Source organism: Mesoterricola sp. MK458 (assembly GCF_055384935.1).
Genome location: NZ_AP045075.1, coordinates 1304073 through 1322699, shown reverse-complemented (window position 1 = coordinate 1322699; position 18627 = coordinate 1304073). Strand labels below are relative to the sequence as shown.

Genomic DNA, 18627 nt, shown 5'->3' with positions numbered 1-18627 from the left:
TTCCCTCCGGGGCCGACCCTATGCACCCCACAGAAACCATGGATACCGGCGCTCCCCGGCGAATCGCGCACCTGGACATGGACGCGTACTTCGCGTCGGTGGAGCTCCTCAAGTTTCCCGAACTCAAGGGCCTTCCCGTGGTCATCGGCGGGCGGCGGCGCCCCGGGGAGCAGGGGTTCCAGCGCCTGCGGGACTACCGGGGGCGGGGGGTGGTCACCACCTGCACCTACCCGGCGCGGGCTTTCGGGGTCCGCTCGGGCATTGGCCTCATGAAGGCCGCCGCCCTGGCTCCGGACGCCATCCTGCTGCCGGGGGACTACGAGACCTATTCCCGCGTGTCCCGCGCCTTCAAGGCCGCCGTGGCGGAAATCGCGCCCCTCATCGAGGACCGGGGCATCGACGAGATCTACATCGACCTCACCGGGGTGGCGGGGTCGTCCGAGGACCTGGCCCGGCGGCTAAAAGAGGCCGTGAAGGCCGCCACGGGCCTCACGTGCTCGGTGGGGATCACGCCCAACAAGCTCCTCTCCAAGATCGCGTCGGAGCTGCAGAAGCCCGACGGCGTCACCATCCTGGGCCTGGAGGACATCCCCACGCGCATCTGGCCGCTGCCGGCCTCGGCGGTCAACGGCATCGGGCCCAAGGCCTTCGAAAAGCTAGGGGCCATGGGCATCCGCACCATCGGGGACCTGGCGGCGGCGGATCCCGCACAGCTCCTGGGGCGGTTCGGGCAGAGCTACGGCGCCTGGCTCCACGAGGCCGCCCACGGCCGCGACGGCCGGGCCCTCACCATCGTGCGGGAAGCCAAGTCCATGAGCCGGGAAACCACCTTCGAGCGGGACCTGCACCCGCGGGAGGACCGCGAGCGCCTCACCGGCATCCTCCTGGACCTCTGCGGACGCCTGGCCCAGGACCTGGAGCGCAAGGGCCTCGCCGCCCGGACCGTGGGCGTCAAGCTGCGCTTCGACGACTTCTCCATCCAGTCCCGGGACGTGACGCTGGCCTGGGCCGTGGCCTCCGCCGACGGCCTGCGGGACGCCGCCCGGGACTGCCTCCGCCGCGTGACCTTCGACCGCCGCCTGCGGCTCCTGGGGGTGCGGGCCGGGTCCCTGGTCAAGCCCGTGGCCGAGGGGGCCCCGAGGCCGCTGTTCTGATCACGGCGGCCCAAGGCTGCGGTGCCGGAGCGACGACCTGGCTCCAACGTTCGAAGCGGAAACCGGGTTCAGCCATATCGCCTTTCATCCCCCGCATCCCCGTCCATCCCCTTCATCCCCGGCCAGTGAAAAAGCAGGGATGGGTCGGGGCAATCGGGTAACGGATGCGCCGACCCATTTCTGCGGTGTTTTCGCCGGGGATGAAGGGGATGGACGGGGATAAACAGGATGAAAGAATTGATATAAAATAGCTTGTGTTCATTTCGGTCGGCTGCGTTGGGCGGATCGGGGGCGGGGTCAAACCTGTTCGGAGAATCGCCCTTGATCTCCGTCAAGGCAAGTTGACTGAACGGGTCGGATATTCGTCTGCGGAGGGACCCCCAATGTCCAGCACCATCACCAGCCAGACCCGCATCGGCGACATCGTCCTCGAACACCCCGCGACCATGCGCCTCTTCGAGCGCCACAACATCGACTACTGCTGCGGCGGCCACCGCAGCCTCGCCGAGGCGTGCACCCACGCCGGGCGCCAGGTTTCCGAGATCCTGCCGGCCCTGGAGGGGCTGGAGGCCCCGGCCTCCCAGCCCCTTGACCCCAAGGTCCTGGCCGCCGGCAGCATGACCGACCTCATCGCCCACATCGAGGCGACCCACCACGTCTTCACCCGGGAGGAGCTGAACCGCGTGGCCCCGCTCATGGAGAAGGTGGCCCGGGTCCACGGCGCCAACCACCCGGAACTGGCGCAGGTGGCCCGGCTCTTCACGGCGCTCTACGACGACCTCATGCCGCACCTGGAGAAGGAGGAGCGGATCCTGTTCCCCTTCATCCGCGGCATGGAGGCCGGCGCGCCCGCCTGCGACACCTGCTTCGGCAGCGTGCGCGGCCCCATCAGCGTCATGCAGGGCGAGCACGAGGCCGCCGGCGACCTGCTGCGGGAGATCCGCGAACTCACGAACGCGTTCGAGCTCCCCGAGGACGCCTGCGGCAGCTACCGGTCGCTTTTCATGGGCCTCCAGAACCTGGAGGAGGACCTGCACCTGCACATCTACCTGGAGAGCCACATCCTGTTCCCCAGGGCGGCCGAGATGGAGGCGGCCAAGGCCTGACGGGCCCTGGGCGCCCCTGGGGCTCCCCCGCGCCGGCGCGGCCAGGAAGACCGGGTCTGCCGGGTGCGGTTTTTTCTCAGGCGAATCGACGCCGCGGAGGCCCATGTTCCGGGGACGGCCGCGGGGAACTTCGGTTAGGCTGGGGCATGCGAATCATGGTCATCCTGCTTTCCGCCTTCGTGCTGAACGCGCAGGCCTTCGATCCCAAGGGGCTCGCGGACCTCAGGGCCGCCCTGGACGGAGCCATCGCGCGCCACGTGACGCCCGGGGCGGTGCTGTGGGTGGGCGCCGGCTCGAGGGACGCGCACTGGGCGCAGGGCGACCGGGCCCTGTGGCCCTCGGTGGAGCCCATGACCGAAGGTACCGTCTTCGACGTGGCCTCGCTGACCAAGGTGGTCGCCACCCTGCCGTGCGTGATGGTGCTGGTGGAGCGCGGCAAGGTGAGCCTGGACGCGCCGGTGCGCGACTACCTCCCCGAATTCGCCGCTTCCGATGTGACCGTGCGCCACCTGCTCACGCACACCTCAGGCCTCATCCCCGACGTGGCGCTCACGGATCCCTGGAGCGGCCACGAGGAAGGCATCCGGCGCGCCTGCGCCTGCAGGCCGGATCCGCCCCCGGGCCTGGAATTCCGTTACAGCGACGTGAACTTCATCCTCCTGGGCGAGATCGTCCGGCGCGTGTCGGGGCAGGGGCTGGACGCCTTCGCGGCCCGGGAGGTCTTCGGGCCCCTGGGCATGACCCATTCCACCTTCCACCCGGATGCGGCCAACGTCGCCCCCACCGAGCGCGACGAGCACGGCGCCATGCTGAGGGGCGTGGTGCACGATCCCACGGCGCGGCGCATGGGCGGCGTGGCCGGCCACGCCGGGCTCTTCTCCACCGCCTCCGACCTGGCGAAGTACGCGCGCTTCCTGCTCGACGGCGGGCCCGTCCTCAGGCCCGGAACCCTGGCGATGATGCGCAGCGTCCAGACGCCGGCCACGGTGTTCGAGCGCCGGGGGCTGGGCTGGGATCTGGACTCCCCCTTCAGCAAGCCCCGGGGCGACCTCTTCGGGCTGGGCTCCTATGGGCACACGGGCTGGACGGGCACGGCCCTCTGGGTGGATCCGGCCTCGCGCACCTTTTTCGTGCTGCTCACCACGCGCCTGCACCCGGACGGCAAGGGCGTCACCCGCGAGCTGTACCACGAGGTGGGGACGCTGGCGGCCCGCGCCGCGGGCCTCACGCGGCGGCCCGAAGGCACGATCCTTCCCCGGGAAAAGGGCGAGGTGCCCACCGTGCTCAACGGGATCGACGTGCTGGAGCGCACGGGCTTCGCCGCCCTCAAGGGCCTGCGCATCGGCCTGGTCACCAACGCCACGGGCATCGACAACCGGCGCAGGGCCACCGCCGACGTCCTCAAGGCGGCTCCCGGGGTGCGCCTGGAGCGCCTGTTCAGCCCCGAGCACGGCATCCGCGGCCAGCTCGACCAGGAAGGCATCCCGGATTCCGTGGACGCCCGCACGGGCCTTCCCGTCATCAGCCTCTACCAGGACGGCAAGCGCGCCCCGGCGCCCGGGGACCTGGCGGGCCTGGACGCGCTGGTCTTCGACGTGCAGGACATCGGCTGCCGGTTCTACACCTACATCGCCACCCTGAAGGGCTGCCTGGAGGCCGCCGCGGACGCGGGGGTGCGGCTGATCGTGCTGGACCGGGTCAACCCGGTGCGGGGGGACCGGGTGGAAGGCCCGGTGGTGCCCTCCCAGCCCGGGTTCACCGCCTGCCATCCCGTGGCCATCCGCCACGGCATGACCGTGGGCGAGCTCGCGCTGATGTTCCGGGCGGAACTCAAGCCCGGCGCCAAGGTCGAGGTGATCCGGGCCGACGGCTGGCGGCGAGGCCTGTGGTTCGACGCCACGGGCCTGCCCTGGACGGACCCCTCGCCCAACATGCGCAACCTGGACGCCGCGGCGCTCTACCCCGGCGTGGGCCTCCTGGAATCGGCCGTCAGCGTCGGCCGGGGGACGCCGGCGCCCTTCCAGGTGCTGGGCGCGCCCTACGTGGACGACCGCGTCCTGGCCCACGAACTCAACCGGCTGGGCCTGCCCGGGGTGCGCTTCGTGCCCGAGCGGTTCCGGCCCACGGCCAGCGTCTTCAAGGACCAGGACTGCGGCGGCGTGCGCATCCTCCTCACGGACCGGGACGCACTGCGGCCCGTGGAGCTGGGGCTGGCGGTGGCCCACACCCTCCGCCGCCTCTACGGCGACGCCTTCGACCTGGAGAAGTTCAACCGCCTGCTGCGGGACGACGCCACCCTCGCCGCGCTGGCCGCGGGCAGGCCCTTCCGGGACGCCGTGCGGGGCTGGGAGGAGGCCCGGGCCGCCTTCCTGAAGCGGCGCGCGCCGTTCCTCCTCTACCCGTGATGGACGCCCCCGTGATCCGCCCGCTCCTGGCCGGCGGCGAGGCCGCGGCGTGCGCGGACATGCTCGCCCATTCCGATCCCTGGCGCACCCTGGGTCTGGGCCGCACCGCCCTCCTGGCCCAGGTGGAGGACCCCAGCCGGGAACGCTACGTGGCGCTGGCCGGCGACGCCCTCGCCGGGTTCCTGATGGTCAACCTCCAGGGGGCCTTCGTGGGCTACGTCCAGACGATCTGCGTGGCCCCGGCGTTCCGGAACCGGGGGATGGGGGCCGCGCTCATCGCCTTCGCGGAAGAGCGGATCTTCCGGGAGTTCCCCAACGTCTTCCTCTGCGTCTCCGCCTTCAACCACGGCGCCAGGCGGTTCTACGCACGCCTGGGCTACCGGGAGGTGGGGGAGCTAACGGACTACCTTGTGGCCGGGCAATCCGAGATCCTCCTGCGCAAGACCCGCGGTCCCAAGCTGCCTTGACTGCAGGTTGAAGAGGATCCGCCGGTCCAGGTCGTCCAGCTCCCCGGCCTCGGTGGCGCGGTAGTGGAGATGGAAGGCGCGGAGGGTGGCGCTGGGGTCCTTCAGGGAGTAGCCCAGGATCCGCAGGGCGGCCCAGGGGTCGAAGCCCGCCGGGGGCTCGGGGAGCTCTGCGTCGGGCCACAGGCCGAAGCCCTTCTCGGCCAGGAGCTTCCAGGGAAAGGACGCGTTGGGGTCGTGCTTTCGCACCGGGTCCACGTCGGCGTGGGCGATGATCTGGCTGCGGGGGATGTCGTAGCGGCGCACCAGGTCGTCCAGCAGCACCAGCAGCTGGTCGATCTGGGGCTGGGCGAAGGGCTCGAAGCCGTTGTTGTCCAGCTCGATGCCGATGGAAAGGGAGTTGATGTCCCGGGAGGCGCCCCAGGTGCCGCCGCCCCCGGCGTGCCAGGCGCGGTGGTCGTCGGAAACCAGCTGGGCCACGCGCCCGTCACGCCCGATGAGGTAATGGGAGCTCACGGGGCCGCCGGAGTTCTCGGTCTTCAGGATCCGGAGCGCCTCGTCGAAGGTGGTGCAGGCGGTGTGGTGGATGATGACCATCTGGGGCCGGCGGGCGTTGAAGTTGGGCGAGGGGGACCACTGCGCCAGCGGGTTGCGGGGCGCGTGGTGGCAGCCGGCGAGGACGAGCGCCAAGGCGCAAAGGGCGGGGGCCCTCATCGGGCCGTGTTCCGGAAGACGTCGCCGAAGGACCCCCGGCGCCGGATGACCCGGGCCGTGTCGCCGTCCACCAGGACCTCGGCGGGCATGGGCCGGGAATTGTACTCGCTGGCCATGGAGAAGCCGTAGGCGCCCGTGTCCAGGATGGCCAGGAGGTCGCCCGCCGAGGCCCGGGGCAGGGTGCGGGCCTCGGCGAGGATGTCGCCGGTCTCGCACACGTCCCCGGCGATGTCCACGGTGACCGGGTCGGCGGACCTGCCCAGGACGCGCACGCGGTGGTAGGCCTGGTAGAGGATGGGGCGCATGAGGGTGTTGAACCCGGCGTCCACGTTCACGAAGGTCTTGACCGGGGTCTGCTTGACGGTGTTCACCCGCGCCAGGAGGAACCCCGCCCCGCCCACGAAGAAGCGTCCGGGCTCCAGCCAGAGGGTGGGCTCGTAGCCTGCGGCCGCCACGCCTTCCTTCCAGATGGGCTCCAGCGTCCTGGCCAGGTCCTCGGGGGACATGACCTCCTGGCCGTCCTTGTAGGGGATGCCCAGGCCGCCGCCCAGGTCCACGAAGGCCAGGCGCAGGCCCAGCCGGTCCTTGAGCTCCTTCACGAAGCCCATCATCTTGCGGGCGGTGAGGGCGTAGCCCTCGGTCTCGGTGATCTGGGAACCGATGTGGCAGTGAACGCCCTCGACGCGGATGCCGGGCATGGCCTTGGCCTTCTCATAGGCCCGGAAGGCGATGCCGTCCTGGAGGTGCAGGCCGAACTTGGATTCGGCGATGCCCGTGTTGATCTGGTGGATGGTGTGGGGATCGACGCCGGGGTTGACGCGGAAGCTGATGCGGGCCTCCTTCTTCTGGCGGAGGGCTTCGGCCTGGACCTGGCCCAGCTCGTCCATGGAGTCCACGTTGAGCACGGCGCCCAGGGCGACGGCGCGGCGCAGCTCCGCGGGGCTCTTGGACGAGGAGGTGAACATGATCTCCGGTCCGGCGTGGCCCGAGCGCAGGGCCCCCTCGATCTCGCCCAGCGACACCACCTCGGCGCCGAGGCCCTCGCTTCGCAGCAGGCCGACGATGGCGGGGTTGGTGTTGGCCTTGAGGGCGTAGAGCAGGCGCAGGCGGGGGAACCTGGGCGCGAAGGCGGCCTTGAGGGCCTTCACCTGGCCGCGGATGTGGGCCCGGTCGTACACGTAGAGGGGGGTGCCGTGGGCCTTCGCCAGTCCCTGGAGGGCCCGGGCGACGCCGGCATCGCCGGCCCTGTCCTCCCGGACGGCCACCAGGGCCTCGTGGAGGGTGGGGGCGGCGGCCTGGAGCAGGGCCGGGGCGATCAGGAGCAGCGCGAGGCTGAGGGGGCGCATGGACACGGGGTCTCCCGGTGCTTAGGGGTTGAGGGCGGAAGGAAGGTGCCAGGCCGCGCGGGCGGCGTCCAGCAGCTCCTCGGGGAGCTGCACGAGCAGCGGGTTCCGGGCGGGGTCCAGCCACGTCAGGACCGTCAGGAGGTCCTCGGGCGCCAGGGCCGTGCAGCCCGAGGTGCCCTCGCCGGGGGGCGGGGCCACGTGCAGGAAGATGCAGCTCCCGGCGCCTCGCACGGGGCGCTGGTCGTTGTAGTGGATCACCACGAGCCAGCGGTAGTGGTCGGTCCCGAGGCGCATGCGCTCCGCGGAGCGCCAGGTGGGGACCGCCGCGGCGGTGCTGACGATGCGCCCGTAGTCGGCGTGGTCGGGGTCGTCCACGCAGCGGTCGCACTCGGTGGAGGACCGGTAGGGCAGCTTGACGCCTTCGGGGGCCTGGGCCGCGTAGCCCCACATGCCGCCGAAGGTCAGGACGCCCGCGGGGGACCGTCCGTCGCCCTCGCGCTTGGCGGGGCCCGGCCCGGGGGCCGCGGGCGCGCCGTCGTCGCTGCGCCAGGCCATGCCCGACTTTCCGAGCCACACCGGCATGGGGGGGCCGACCTTGACCAGGACGCCCCCGGAACGTTCGAAGCGCTGCATTCGGCCCCGGGGGGCGTTCCAGCCCGGAGCCGTGACCAGGATCACCTGGCCAGCCGCGGCGAACTCCGCCGGCCGATCCCGGATGGCGTCCCTGGGCACGGCGGAGGCGTCCGCCCTGGCCCCGGTGATCGGGGTGTCGAGGCTGGGGGGCTCCGCGCCGAGGCCACGGGGCTCCGCCGCGGCCAGGACCGCCAGGACCGCCAGGGCCATGCGGGCGCGCCTCGCCCATCCTGGGAAGGAAAGGATTCCGCGGCTGCTGGGGCTGGACATAAGCTGAGCATAATGGAATTGTCCCGGGAGTGGAAATGTTCAGATCCCTGCTTGCGTGCGCCCTCTGCCTCGCGGCCGCGGCCGGCCTGGGGGCCCAGGAAGGGCCTTCCTGGGCCCGGGAGCGCATGGCCCGGGAGGTCACCCGCATCGCCGAGGGCGCCCGGGGCCGGGTGGGGGTGTACATCCAGGCCCTAGACGGCTCCGGGGCCTTCTCCCTCCGGGGCGACGAGGTCTTCCCCGCGGCCAGCACCATCAAGCTGGCCCTGCTGCTGGAGCTTTTCCGCCAGTGCGACAAGCCGGGGCCCCGCCTCGCCGACCCCTACCTGCTGGACCCCAGGGACCTGGCCGAGGACAGCGCCATCCTGGGCCACCTGGCCCCGGGCACCCGGCTCACCCTGGGCGACCTGGCCCTGTTCACGGTGGTGGTGAGCGACAACAGCGCCACCAACGTCCTCATCGACCGGGTGGGCATGGACCGCGTGAACGCGGCCCTGGACGCCCTGGGCCTTCGCCGCACTCGGCTGCGCCGGAAGATGATGGACGCCGAGGCCGCGCGCCAGGGCCGGGAGAACGTGGCGACCCCCCGCGAACTGGCCCGGCTCCTCCTGGAGATCCAGGGCGGCCCCACCCTCTCCCCGGCCTCCCGGACCGGCCTCATGAGGCTCCTGGAGATCCCCAAGGACAGCTACCTCTCCCGGCTCCTTCCCGACGGCCTCGCGGTGGCTGACAAGACCGGCTCCCTCCCGGGCGTGCGCAACGACGTGGGCATCGTGTTCGTGAAGGGCCGCCCCTTCGTCATCGCCGTGATGGCCTCCCACCTGCGCGACGACCGCGAGGGGGAGGCCGTCATCGCCGCCATCGCCCGGGAGGCCGCGGGCTGGATGGAGCTGGCCGGGGCCTCGTCGCCGGAAGGCAGGGTCTCGGGCACTCGGCAGGTTCCCTAGGCTTGTGTCATGCTGCATCAGCCCTTCCGTCCCAGCCCGAGGTTTCCCATGCGTACTGCCTTCCTCCGAGGCCTCATCGCTTCCCTCCTGATCCTCCTGCCCGCACGGGCGGGGGATCCCCTGGCCCACGTGGTGACCCGGCCCGTGGTGAACGTCTTCTCGGGGCCCGGGGATGACGCGGACGTGGTGTCCCAGGCGCTCCTGGGCGCGCGGGTGGTGGAACTGGAACGCAAGGACGGGTGGGTGCGCGTCAAGGGGGACGACGACTATGCCGGCTGGGCCGAGGCCTCGGCGCTGCGGGCCCTGAAGGCCGGCGAGGCCTACCCCGCGGGGACGATGGTGGAGGTGGACGTCCTGGGCGCGAACCTGTACCGCGAGCCGGACGTGACCCGGCACGCGCCGCTGCTCACCGCGCCCTTCGGCGCGCGCCTGGAGCGGGCCCCCAGCGCCCTGGACAGCCCGCGCTGGCTGGGGGTGAGGCTCCCCGACGGGCGCGGCGCCTGGATCCAGGCCGGGGACGTGCGCACCGACTTCCGGCCCATCGGCGTGGAGGCCTCCCTGGAACTGGCCCGGCGCTTCCTGGGGGTCACCTACACCTGGGGCGGGTGCTCCTCGTTCGGGTTCGACTGCTCGGGGTTCACCCAGGCCATCTTCCGCCGGCGGGGCGTGGTCATGCCCCGGGACGCCAGCGTCCAGGCGGCGTGGAAGGGCCTGGAGGCGGTGCCGGACCGGGCTTCGCTCGCGCCCGGGGACCTGCTCTTCTTCGGCAAGGACAAGGACCACATCACCCACACCGGCATCTACCTCGGCAAGGGCGCCTTCATCCACGACACACCCAGGAACCGCCCCATGGTGCAGATCTCGGAGCTCCAAAGCCCCGAATGGTCCGCGATCCTCGTGGCGATGCGGAGGCTCAAGTGAAGCGACGCGAACTACTCCAGGCATTGGCCGCGGCCACCGCGGGTCCGGCGCTCCTCGGGCGCGGCCTCCCGGACCCGCCCGCCGCGAAGCCCCCGGCCTCCGGGGCCGCGGCCTTCACCACCCGGATCCGCCGGCTGGAGCTCCGCCACACCTGGACCACCACCATGTCCTCCAGCGCCTACCGGGACACGCTCCACGCCCAGTTCACCCGGGACGGGATCACGGGCTTCGGCGAGGGCGCCGGCATCGTGCGCTACAAGCAGGACGCCGAGGGCGGCCGGAAGGCCCTGGAGGCCGTGACGGACCTGATCAAGAACTGCGACCCCTGGAGCTTCCACAAGCTCCTGGCCGAGCTGGACCGGCGCCTGCCCGGGCAGCGCGCGGCCCTGGCCGCGGTGGACCTGGCGCTCTTCGACTGGATGGGCAGGAAGCTGGGGATTCCCGTGTGCCGCCACTTCGGGCTGGACCCGGCGGACGCGGCCGTCACCAACATGTCCATCGGCATCGACACCCCGGAGATCACCCGCCAGAAGGTCCGGGAGGCCGAGGACTTCCCCTGCCTCAAGGTGAAGGTGGGCCTCGCCACCGACGAAGCCACCCTCGAGGCGGTGCGCAGCGTCACGAAGAAGCCGCTCCGGGTGGACGCCAACGAGGGCTGGACCACCAAGGAGGAGGCGGTCCGCAAGATCAACTGGCTCGAGTCCCAGGGCGTGGAGCTGGTGGAACAGCCCCTGCCCGCGCACATGGTCGAGGAGACCCGCTGGATCCGGAGCCGCGTGCACATCCCGATCTTCGCGGACGAGGCCTGCCACGACGCCTCGGACATCCCGAAGCTGCGCGAGGCCTTCGACGGCATCGTCGTGAAGCTGGACAAGGCCGGCGGCCTCCTGGAATCCCACCGCCAGCTCACCGTGGCCCGGGCCCTGGGCATGAAGACCATGATCGGGTGCATGGTCTCCAGCTCCTGCTCCATCACCGCCGCCGCGCACCTTTCGCCCCTGGCGGACTACGCGGACCTGGACGGGTTCCTGCTCATCGGCAACGACCCCTATGCGGGCGTCACGGTGCGCAAGGGCAAGCTCATCCTTCCCGACGCCCCGGGCCTGGGCGTGAGGCTCGCGCGATGAGGCTTCTCGTCCTGGCGCTGGCCTTCAGCCTGGGCCTGGCCGCCCAGGAGCGCTTCCTGGACGCCCCGCGGCCCGCGCAGGACGGGCCCCGGCTCGTGGTCTTCAACCCCACGGTGTGGAACCTGCGGTGCCTTGCCGCGCTGCGGGAGCGGGGCATCCTCGACGTGCCCGGCCTCACCGTGGTGGGCGTCTACCACGTGCTGCAGAAGGAGGACTTCGAGGCCTCCCGGAAGTTCGCCGGGGAAAACGGCTACGGCTGGGTGCGGTTCCACGCCGTGTCGGCGCCCCTGGCCGAGGCCGGGCTGTTCGGGCCCAACGCGTGCACGCCGGACTTCGAGGCCGTGGCCGCCAGGTCCGACGGCGCCGTCTTCTTCGGGGGCCCGGACATCCCGCCGGCCCTCTTCGGCCAGAAGACCGGCTTCCTCACGGAGGTGGACGACCCCCACCGGAACCTCCTGGAACTCTCGGCCATCTTCCACCTGCTGGGCGGCACCCAGGACCCGCGCGCCATGCCGCTCCTGGCCTCGCGCCCGGACTTCCCCGTGCTGGGCATCTGCCTGGGCTTCCAAAGCCTGAACGTGGGCACCGGCGGTGGCCTCGTGCAGGACATCTGGACCGGCGTCTACGGCGCCGCGAGCCTGGAGGACGCCGTGGCCCTGGGCCCCGAGCAGTGGCACGGCAATCCCTTCAAGCGCCTCTATCCACAGGAAAAGCTCATGGGGTACAACTTCCATACCCTCCAGCTGAGGGAGGGCCGGTTCCTCAAGGGGGCCGGCTTCGGTCCCGCCGACCACCCGCGCGTCCTCAGCTCGCACCACCAGGCGGTGGTGACGGTGGCCGAGGGCTGGACGGTCCTGGCCACCTCGCGGGACGGCAGGCTCGTGGAGGCCATGGAGCACCGGCGCTTCCCCAATGTCCTGGGGGTGCAGTTCCACCCGGAGCACCACCAGCTCTGGGATACCGGGGCCCGCTTCCGCCAGCGCCCGGAGGACGTCCCGGTGAGCTACAACGCGCTTCTCGCGGGGACGCCCCGGAGCCTGGACTTCAACAAGGCGGTGTGGGCCTGGCTGGCAAGGGCCCTCAAGGCGCGGTGAGCACGTCGAGGATGGCGGCGGTCTCGGCGTCGGGCCTGCCGTCGTAGGCCGCGGGGCGGTACTTCATCTGGAAGTTGCCCAGGATCCGGGTGGTGGCCGCGTCGAAGGTTCCCGTGCGGGCGATGTCGAACCCGTGGGTGGCCAGGCGCTCCTGGAACCACGCCGCGTCGGGCAGGGCCGCCTCGAAGGCCGGCTTGCGGGCGGCCACCTTGGCCGCGTCGGGCCAGGTGACCAGGCCTTCGTCGGCCAGGCGCTTCCAGGGGAACGTGGGGCCCGGGTCCACCTTGCGCATGGGCGCGATGTCGCTGTGGGCCAGAACCCGGTCGGGGCGGATGCCGTGGCGCGCCACGATCTGGCGCACCAGCTCCACGACCGTGTCGATCTGCTCCTTGGGATAGGGGTGGTAGACGACCTTGCCACCGGGCCCGGCCACGTCGCCCAGGTTCTGGATCTCGATGCCGATGGAGGCCGCGTTGAGCTGCGTCTGGCCCTTCCAGGAGCTGACGCCGGCGTGCCAGGCGCGCCGGTCCTCGTCCACCAGGCGGTAGACCTTCACGGGGTTGTCCCGCACCAGGTAGTGGGCGCTCACGTTCTCCTCGGTGAGGATGTGCATGGAACGCTCCCAGGGCTCGCCCGTGAAGTGCAGGATGAGGAACTGGGCGCGGCTGTCCTGGCTCTTGGCGCGGTGGGAGGCGTCGATGGCCGGGCGCGCGCAGCCCGCGGCGATCAGGAGGAGGAGGCAGGGAAGGGCGGATCTCATGGCGTCAGGTCCTCGGGTGGGACCCCGGCGGCGGCCAGGGCCAGGCGGGCCGCGGCGTGCTCGCCGCGGCTGGAGCGGAGGGCGAAGTCGGTGCCCGGCGGCAGAGCTTCGCGCACGGTTTCGGAAATGAGCGGATGGAGGGTGGCGGCGCGGCCGCTGAGGGCCACGGGGCGTGGGCCGTACCGGGCCAGGAGGGCCCCCGCGAGCCTGGCCAGCTCGAGGCCCGCGGCCCGGAGGATGTGCCGGGCGGCGGGGTCGCGGTCCGCGGCGCGGGCCACGGCCAGGGCGAGGCGGCCCACGTCGCCGCGGCTGCCGCTGTACACGGTCCGGCGGGTGTGGGCCCAGTCGGAGCCGCCCACCAGCTCGAAGAGCTCCCGGGCCAGGGGCGAGGCCTTCCAGGCGCCGGGGCTCTCGTCCTCGGCGCGCCACACGTGGCGCAGGCCCTCCCGGGCGATCCAGAAGCCGCCGCCCCCGTCGTCGATGAGGACGCCCCGGCCCCCGGCGCGGTGCATCTCCCCCGCGGCGTCGATGAACACGGCCACCGAGCCGGTGCCCGCGTAGACCACGTAGCCCTGCCCCGGCGGGAACAGGTCCAGGTAGGTGGTCTCGATGTCGCTGCTGAGGGAGACGGCGCTTTCGGGCAGGCCCAGGGGCGCGGCAACCAGGCGCGCCAGGACGTCGCCGGAGGCGCTGAACCCCGTCAGGCCCGCGTGGGCCCGGGAGGGCCTGCCGGAACGCAGCACGTCCCGGGCCAGCTCCTCCAGGAGGGCCGCCACCCGGCCCTGGCCGGGGCCGTAGAGGTCCATGGCGCTGAAACCCGCCACGGAGCCCTCGGCGACGATGTCCCCGGGCGGGGTGGCCAGGGCCCAGCGGGTGGCGGTGCCCCCCGCGTCGATGCCCAGGGCCAGGAAGCGGGGCGGCTCGTGATCATGGGGTTCCATGGGTTGCCTCCGGAAGGATGGCCGCGGGCGGGCCCGCGGCCCCCGTTCGCCCCACGGAGAAGGCCCAGACGGGCCCCAGGGGCGAGCCTTCCCAGGCGGCGGGGAGGGTCCCCGCGCCGCCGGGTAGGGTGAAGAACCGCCATACGCTGCCGTACCGGGCCCACAGGGCCAGGAGCCAGGGCGGGTCGTCCATGCCGACCCGCAGGCCCGCCTCCGTGCGGAGGGCGCGCACCGCCGGGGCCTTGGGCGTTTCGCCCCCCAGCCAGGGCGAGGCGGGCACCAGGGCGGGCCCGTCGTAGGCCGCGCGGGCCAGGGCGGCGCCCGCCTCGCCCCGGAGGGCCTTCAGGCTGAAGTGGGCGTGGCCGCCGCTCCGGCGCTCCCGGGCTTCGCGGATCTGGCCCAGGATCTCCTCGGCGGGCCAGGCGTCGGGCCCGAGGATGCGGCTGGAGAAAAGTCCGGGCCACACGTGGCGGCCCTGGACGTTGCGCCCCTGCCAGTAGTCCAGGAGGGGCCCGAAGGGCTGCCCTGGGGAATCGCGCTTCCAGTAGAGCTGGGGGGCGAGGTAGTCCAGCCACCCGCGCTCGAGCCAGGTCTCCACGTCCGCGAAGAGCTCGTCGTACTGGGAGAAGCCCGGTCCGGGCCGGCCGACCCCGAAGGGGCTCACCCCCACCCGGACCCCGGGCTTGACCCGGTGGACCTCCCGGTGGATGCGCTCCACGAGGGTGTCCACGTTCCGCCTGCGCCAGCCGGCCCGGGACAGGGTGCCGCCCGCGTCCAGGTAGGCCTTCCAGGGGACGTCGTCGGGGAATTCCAGGGGCCGGCCCTCGGCGTCCTTGACGGGGTAGGGGTAGAAGTAGTCGTCGATGTGCACCCCGTCCACGTCGTAGCGGCGCACCACGTCCAGGATGACCGCCAGGGCCCGGTCCACGGCCCCGGGCTCCCCGGGGTCCATCCAGAGCTGGTCGCCGTAGGAGCGCACCAGGGCGGGCCGGGCCTTGGCCACGTGGGAGGGCGCCAGGGGCGACTGGGCGGAGGAGGGCCGCGCCCGGTAGGGGTTGAACCAGGCGTGGAGCTCCAGGCCCGCCGCATGGGCCTCCCGGATCCAGAAGGCGAGGGGGTCGTAGTACGGGCTGGGGGGCCGGCCCTGCTCGCCGGTGAGGTACTCGGACCAGGGCTCCAGGGCCGACGGGTAGAGGGCGTCGGCGCCGGGGCGCACCTGCAGGATGAGGGCGTTGAGCCCCCGGTCCCGGGCCAGGGCGATGAGTTCCCGCGCCTCGCGCCGCTGGGCCTCGGCGTCCAGCCCGGGGCGGCTGGGCCAGTCGATGTTGGCCACGGAGGCCACCCAGGCGCCGCGGAACTCGCGTGGCGCGGGAGGCGGGGTGCGGGGCGGCGTGCGGCGCAGGGGCGCGCAGCCCAGGAAGGCCGCGAGCGCGGCCAGGGCCGCCAGGCGCTTCAGACCTTCACGAACCACTTCTTCCTCCACATGGCCCATCCCAGGGCGAACAGGGCCAGGTCGAAAAGGACCGCGAAGAGCAGGGAGGCGTTCTCCGGGGAGACAGGAAGGGCCGCGAGGGCCAGGAAGGCCCGCTCCTTGAGGGGCGCGCCGCCGGCGCGGGCGGCCTGGACGGCCCGCGCGGCCACGCCCGAGGCCACGAACAGGAAGAGCGCGTTCATGCCGAAGATGGTCAGGGGCAGGCAGGCCTTCCGGGCCGCCTCCCGGAAGCCCGCGGGCGCCTCGTCCAGGGCCGCGTGGCAGGCCGCGAGGCCCAGCAGGGCCCAGCCCCCCGTGAACAGGACGAAGGTGGGGGTCCAGAGGCTCTTGTTGAGGGGCAGGACCCGTCCCAGCACCCAGCCCAGGGCCAGCAGGGCCGCGCCTGCCAGGAGGAGCCCGGCCCACTTGGGGCGGCTCCCGGGCGCGGCCAGGTGCCTCCCGGCCAGGGAGCCCAGGAGCAGGGTGGCCGTGGCCGGGAGGGTGCCCACGAGGCCTTCCGGGTCCCAGGTGCGGGCGTGGGCCCACAGGTGGCCCGGCAGGACGAGGCGGTCCAGCCAGGCGCCGAAGTCCATGCCCGGCAGGAGGCGCCCCGAGGCCACGGCGCCGTCCGCGCCGGGCACCGGCACCGCCAGCTCCAGCGCGAGCCAGAGGGCGCAAAGCCCCAGGATCGCCGCCGCCGCGGCCCGCGCCCGGCCCCAGAGGACCACGGGCCCGCCCAGGGCCAGGGCCAGGGCGATGCGCTGGAGAACGCCCGGAACCCGCACGGTGGCGGGGTCGAAGGCGGGGATGAGGTTGAGGCCCAGGCCGATGAGGAAGATGATCCCGGCGCGCCGCAGCAGGGCCCGGTACAGGGCCGGAGCCGTCCCTCCCCGGGAGGCCAGGGAGAGGGTCATGGCCAGGCCCGCGGCGAACAGGAAGAAGGGAAAGATCAGGTCGGTGAAGGTGCAGCCGTTCCAGGCCGCGTGTTCCAGGGGCGCGTGGACGTGCTTCCAGCTGCCGGGGTTGTTCACTAGCACCATGGCCGCCACCGCGAAGCCCCGGAAGGCGTCCAGGGACGCCAGGCGCCTGGTCACGCCTGCTCCCGCCGCCCGAAGGCCTCGTCGATGCGCAGGAAGGCCGTGAGGACGATGGAGGGCAGGGTGGAGCAGCAGACCCACAGGAAAAAGCGCAGGTAGCCCAGGTGCTCCTGGATCCACCCGCTGGCCATGCCCGGAAGCATCATGCCCATGGCCATGAAGCCGGTGGCGATGGCGTAGTGGGCGGTGCGGTGCGTGCCGGCGGAGATCATCACCATGAACATGATGTAGGCCGTGAACCCGAAGCCGTAGCCGAACTGCTCGACGGCCACGGCCCCGGCGATGGTCAGCAGGCCCTGGGGCCGGAACGCGGCCAGGTACACGAAGGCCAGGTTGGGCAGGTGCACCGCCATCGTCATGGGCCAGATCCAGCGCCTGAGGCCGTGGCGGGAGATGGCCCATCCCCCGGCGATGCCGCCGGCGGTGAGGGCGATCATCCCCACGGTGCCGTAGGCCAGGCCCACCTGGGCCGTGGTGAGCCCCAGCCCCCCCCGGGCGGCGGGATCCAGCAGGAAGGGCGTCACCATCTTGATGGCCTGGGCCTCCCCCAGGCGGAAGGTGAGGAGGAAGCCCAGGACCAGGGCGATGTCCCGGCGCGCGAAGAAGGACGTGAAGGTGTCCAGGGACGCCCGAAGGAGCCCGGCGGCGCCACGGGAGGGTCCGTCGGCCTCGGGACGCGGCAGGGCGAAGCGGTGCCAGGCGAAAAAGCCCAGGAAGGCCGCCCCCAGGCCCAGGAAGACCGCCGCCCACGCGCGCCGGGGGTCGCCGGTGCGCGCCGCGAGCCAGCCTGCGGCGAACACCAGGCCGCCCTGGGCGGTGATCATGGCCGCGCGGTAGAAGGCGCTGCGCAGCCCCACGTAGGCGGCCTGGCGCTTTTCCGTGAGGCCCAGGAGGTAGAAGCCGTCGGCGGCGATGTCGTGGGTGGCCGAGGCGAAGGCCAGGATCCAGAACATGGCCAGGGTGAGCCTGAAGAAGGCCGGGGCCGGAACCATGAAGGCCAGGAGGGCGAAGGCCGCGGCCAGCGCCGCCTGGAGCGCCACCACCCAGCCGCGCTTGGACCCCAGCAGGTCCACCAGGGGCGACCACAGGGGCTTGACGACCCAGGGCAGGTAGAGCCAGCTGGTGTAGAGGGCGATGTCGGCGTTGCCCACGCCCAGGTTCTTGTAGAACACCACCGACAGGAACATCACCGCGACGTAGGGAAGCCCCTGGGCGAAGTACAGGGAGGGCACCCAGGCCCAGGGCGAGCGCTCCTTCACGCGCGGTCCGCCAGGGCGGCGCGCACGCTGCCCCGCGCCGCGGCGAGGCGCTCCCGGGCCTGGCCGGGGGTCAGGCCCAGGCACAGGGCGACGATGGCCGTCTTCACCTGGCCCCCGCTGGCCTCGAACGCTTCGCGGGCCCTGGCCTCCGGAACCCCGGACGCCGCCTCGATGAGCCGGATGGCGCGGCGCACCAGCTTGGCGTTGGTGGGCCGGACGTCGACCATGAGGTTGCCGTAGACCTTGTTGAGCCGCACCATCACCGCCGACGAGAAGGTGTTGAGGGCGATCTTCTGGGCGGTGCCGGCCTTGAGCCGGGTGCTGCCGGAGATGACTTCGGGCCCGGTGTCCAGGGTGACGCCCACGTCGGCCCCCGCCGCCAGGGGCGACCCCGGGTTGTTGGCGATGCCGATGGCGAGGGCCCCGGCGCTCCGGGCGGCGTCCAGGGCGCCCAGGGCGAAGGGCGTCGCCCCGGAGGCGGCCAGCACGACCACCACGTCGTTGGGGCCGGGCCGCAGCGCGGCGAGATCCGACGCTCCCCGTTCCCGGTCGTCCTCGGCCCCTTCCACGGCCAGGTGCACGGCGGTGGGGCCTCCCGCGAGCAGCGCCAGGGCCCGGTCCGTGGGCCAGGAGAAGGTGGGGTGCAGCTCGACGCTGTCCAGCAGCCCCAGGCGCCCCGAGGTGCCGGCGCCCACGTAGATGATCCGTCCGCCCTGCTCCAGGCGCGGGGCGGCGGCCTCCACGGCCCGGGCGAGGTCGGGGGCCGCGGCGCGCACCGCCCGGGCCGCCGCCGCCTGGTCGTCGATGAACGCTTCGACCAGTTCCAGGGTGCCGTATTCGTCGAGGCGCGCGTGGCCGGGGGACGTCTGTTCGGTGCGGGGCAGGGCCATGGTGACGAGAACTCCCGGCTTAGTGAATGTT

17 protein-coding genes are annotated in these 18627 nt (G+C 72.6%); 8 read left to right on the top strand and 9 right to left on the bottom strand.

What is annotated here, in order from left to right:
• Positions 1–38 precede the first annotated feature (38 nt).
• From dinB to ACZ5LB_RS05660, 4 genes are all read left to right on the top strand, one after another.
• Positions 39–1154, top strand: coding sequence for a DNA polymerase IV (gene dinB, locus ACZ5LB_RS05675; RefSeq protein WP_464605196.1), 1116 nt, complete (start codon positions 39–41; stop codon positions 1152–1154).
• A gap of 383 nt (positions 1155–1537) precedes the next feature.
• A complete protein-coding gene (ric, locus tag ACZ5LB_RS05670; RefSeq protein WP_464605195.1) occupies positions 1538–2260 on the top strand; it encodes an iron-sulfur cluster repair di-iron protein in 723 nt (240 codons plus the stop codon).
• A gap of 146 nt (positions 2261–2406) precedes the next feature.
• The gene (locus ACZ5LB_RS05665; RefSeq protein WP_464605194.1) at positions 2407–4665 is read left to right on the top strand and encodes an exo-beta-N-acetylmuramidase NamZ domain-containing protein; all 2259 of its coding nucleotides are present in this window, start codon (positions 2407–2409) and stop codon (positions 4663–4665) included.
• A gap of 11 nt (positions 4666–4676) precedes the next feature.
• Complete coding sequence (locus tag ACZ5LB_RS05660) at positions 4677–5132, top strand: GNAT family N-acetyltransferase (RefSeq protein WP_464605193.1); 456 nt, start codon at positions 4677–4679, stop codon at positions 5130–5132.
• On the opposite strand, the gene ACZ5LB_RS05655 is transcribed toward ACZ5LB_RS05660, so the two are convergent.
• From ACZ5LB_RS05655 to ACZ5LB_RS05645, 3 genes are read right to left on the bottom strand one after another with little or no spacing between them, the layout of a single operon-like run.
• Positions 5061–5843: an N-acetylmuramoyl-L-alanine amidase gene (locus ACZ5LB_RS05655; protein ID WP_464605192.1), complete on the bottom strand. Its 783-nt coding sequence runs from the start codon at positions 5841–5843 to the stop codon at positions 5061–5063. The genes ACZ5LB_RS05660 and ACZ5LB_RS05655 overlap by 72 nt on opposite strands.
• Positions 5840–7189: a diaminopimelate decarboxylase gene (gene lysA / locus ACZ5LB_RS05650; protein WP_464606291.1), complete on the bottom strand. Its 1350-nt coding sequence runs from the start codon at positions 7187–7189 to the stop codon at positions 5840–5842. Before lysA ends, ACZ5LB_RS05655 begins: the two co-directional genes overlap by 4 nt.
• Positions 7190–7210: 21 nt before the next feature.
• Complete coding sequence (locus ACZ5LB_RS05645; RefSeq protein ID WP_464605191.1) at positions 7211–8032, bottom strand: L,D-transpeptidase family protein; 822 nt, start codon at positions 8030–8032, stop codon at positions 7211–7213.
• Between the two features lie 95 nt (positions 8033–8127).
• Here ACZ5LB_RS05645 and ACZ5LB_RS05640 point away from each other — a divergent pair, with 95 nt between their 5' ends.
• Genes ACZ5LB_RS05640 through ACZ5LB_RS05625 form a run of 4 tightly spaced genes read left to right on the top strand, consistent with a single transcriptional unit; the run spans position 8128 to position 12178 of the window.
• Positions 8128–9036, top strand: a complete 909-nt coding sequence (locus ACZ5LB_RS05640; protein WP_464605190.1) for a serine hydrolase — start codon at positions 8128–8130, stop codon at positions 9034–9036.
• A gap of 48 nt (positions 9037–9084) precedes the next feature.
• Positions 9085–9957, top strand: coding sequence for a C40 family peptidase (locus ACZ5LB_RS05635; RefSeq protein ID WP_464605189.1), 873 nt, complete (start codon positions 9085–9087; stop codon positions 9955–9957).
• The gene (locus ACZ5LB_RS05630) at positions 9954–11084 is read left to right on the top strand and encodes a dipeptide epimerase (protein WP_464605188.1); all 1131 of its coding nucleotides are present in this window, start codon (positions 9954–9956) and stop codon (positions 11082–11084) included. Before ACZ5LB_RS05635 ends, ACZ5LB_RS05630 begins: the two co-directional genes overlap by 4 nt.
• The gene (locus ACZ5LB_RS05625) at positions 11081–12178 is read left to right on the top strand and encodes a gamma-glutamyl-gamma-aminobutyrate hydrolase family protein (protein ID WP_464605187.1); all 1098 of its coding nucleotides are present in this window, start codon (positions 11081–11083) and stop codon (positions 12176–12178) included. The genes ACZ5LB_RS05630 and ACZ5LB_RS05625 overlap by 4 nt, the downstream gene beginning before the upstream one ends.
• Here the strand turns inward: ACZ5LB_RS05625 and ACZ5LB_RS05620 are convergent.
• The 6 genes from ACZ5LB_RS05620 to murQ are packed head-to-tail and all read right to left on the bottom strand — an operon-like array spanning position 12165 to position 18596.
• Entirely contained in the window at positions 12165–12938 is a 774-nt protein-coding gene (locus tag ACZ5LB_RS05620; RefSeq protein WP_464605185.1) for an N-acetylmuramoyl-L-alanine amidase, read from the bottom strand. The genes ACZ5LB_RS05625 and ACZ5LB_RS05620 overlap by 14 nt on opposite strands.
• On the bottom strand, positions 12935–13879 hold the full coding sequence (locus tag ACZ5LB_RS05615; RefSeq protein ID WP_464605184.1) for a BadF/BadG/BcrA/BcrD ATPase family protein: 945 nt from the start codon (positions 13877–13879) through the stop codon (positions 12935–12937). The genes ACZ5LB_RS05620 and ACZ5LB_RS05615 overlap by 4 nt, the downstream gene beginning before the upstream one ends.
• Complete coding sequence (locus tag ACZ5LB_RS05610) at positions 13866–15350, bottom strand: glycoside hydrolase family 10-like protein (RefSeq protein ID WP_464605183.1); 1485 nt, start codon at positions 15348–15350, stop codon at positions 13866–13868. Before ACZ5LB_RS05610 ends, ACZ5LB_RS05615 begins: the two co-directional genes overlap by 14 nt.
• Positions 15332–16444: an acyltransferase family protein gene (locus tag ACZ5LB_RS05605; protein ID WP_464605182.1), complete on the bottom strand. Its 1113-nt coding sequence runs from the start codon at positions 16442–16444 to the stop codon at positions 15332–15334. The genes ACZ5LB_RS05610 and ACZ5LB_RS05605 overlap by 19 nt, the downstream gene beginning before the upstream one ends.
• Positions 16441–17706 carry an MFS transporter gene (locus ACZ5LB_RS05600; protein ID WP_464605181.1) on the bottom strand — a complete coding sequence of 422 codons (1266 nt, stop codon included), beginning with the start codon at positions 17704–17706 and terminating at the stop codon, positions 16441–16443. The genes ACZ5LB_RS05605 and ACZ5LB_RS05600 overlap by 4 nt, the downstream gene beginning before the upstream one ends.
• The gene (gene murQ, locus ACZ5LB_RS05595) at positions 17703–18596 is read right to left on the bottom strand and encodes an N-acetylmuramic acid 6-phosphate etherase (protein ID WP_464605180.1); all 894 of its coding nucleotides are present in this window, start codon (positions 18594–18596) and stop codon (positions 17703–17705) included. The genes ACZ5LB_RS05600 and murQ overlap by 4 nt, the downstream gene beginning before the upstream one ends.
• Positions 18597–18627 lie beyond the last annotated feature (31 nt).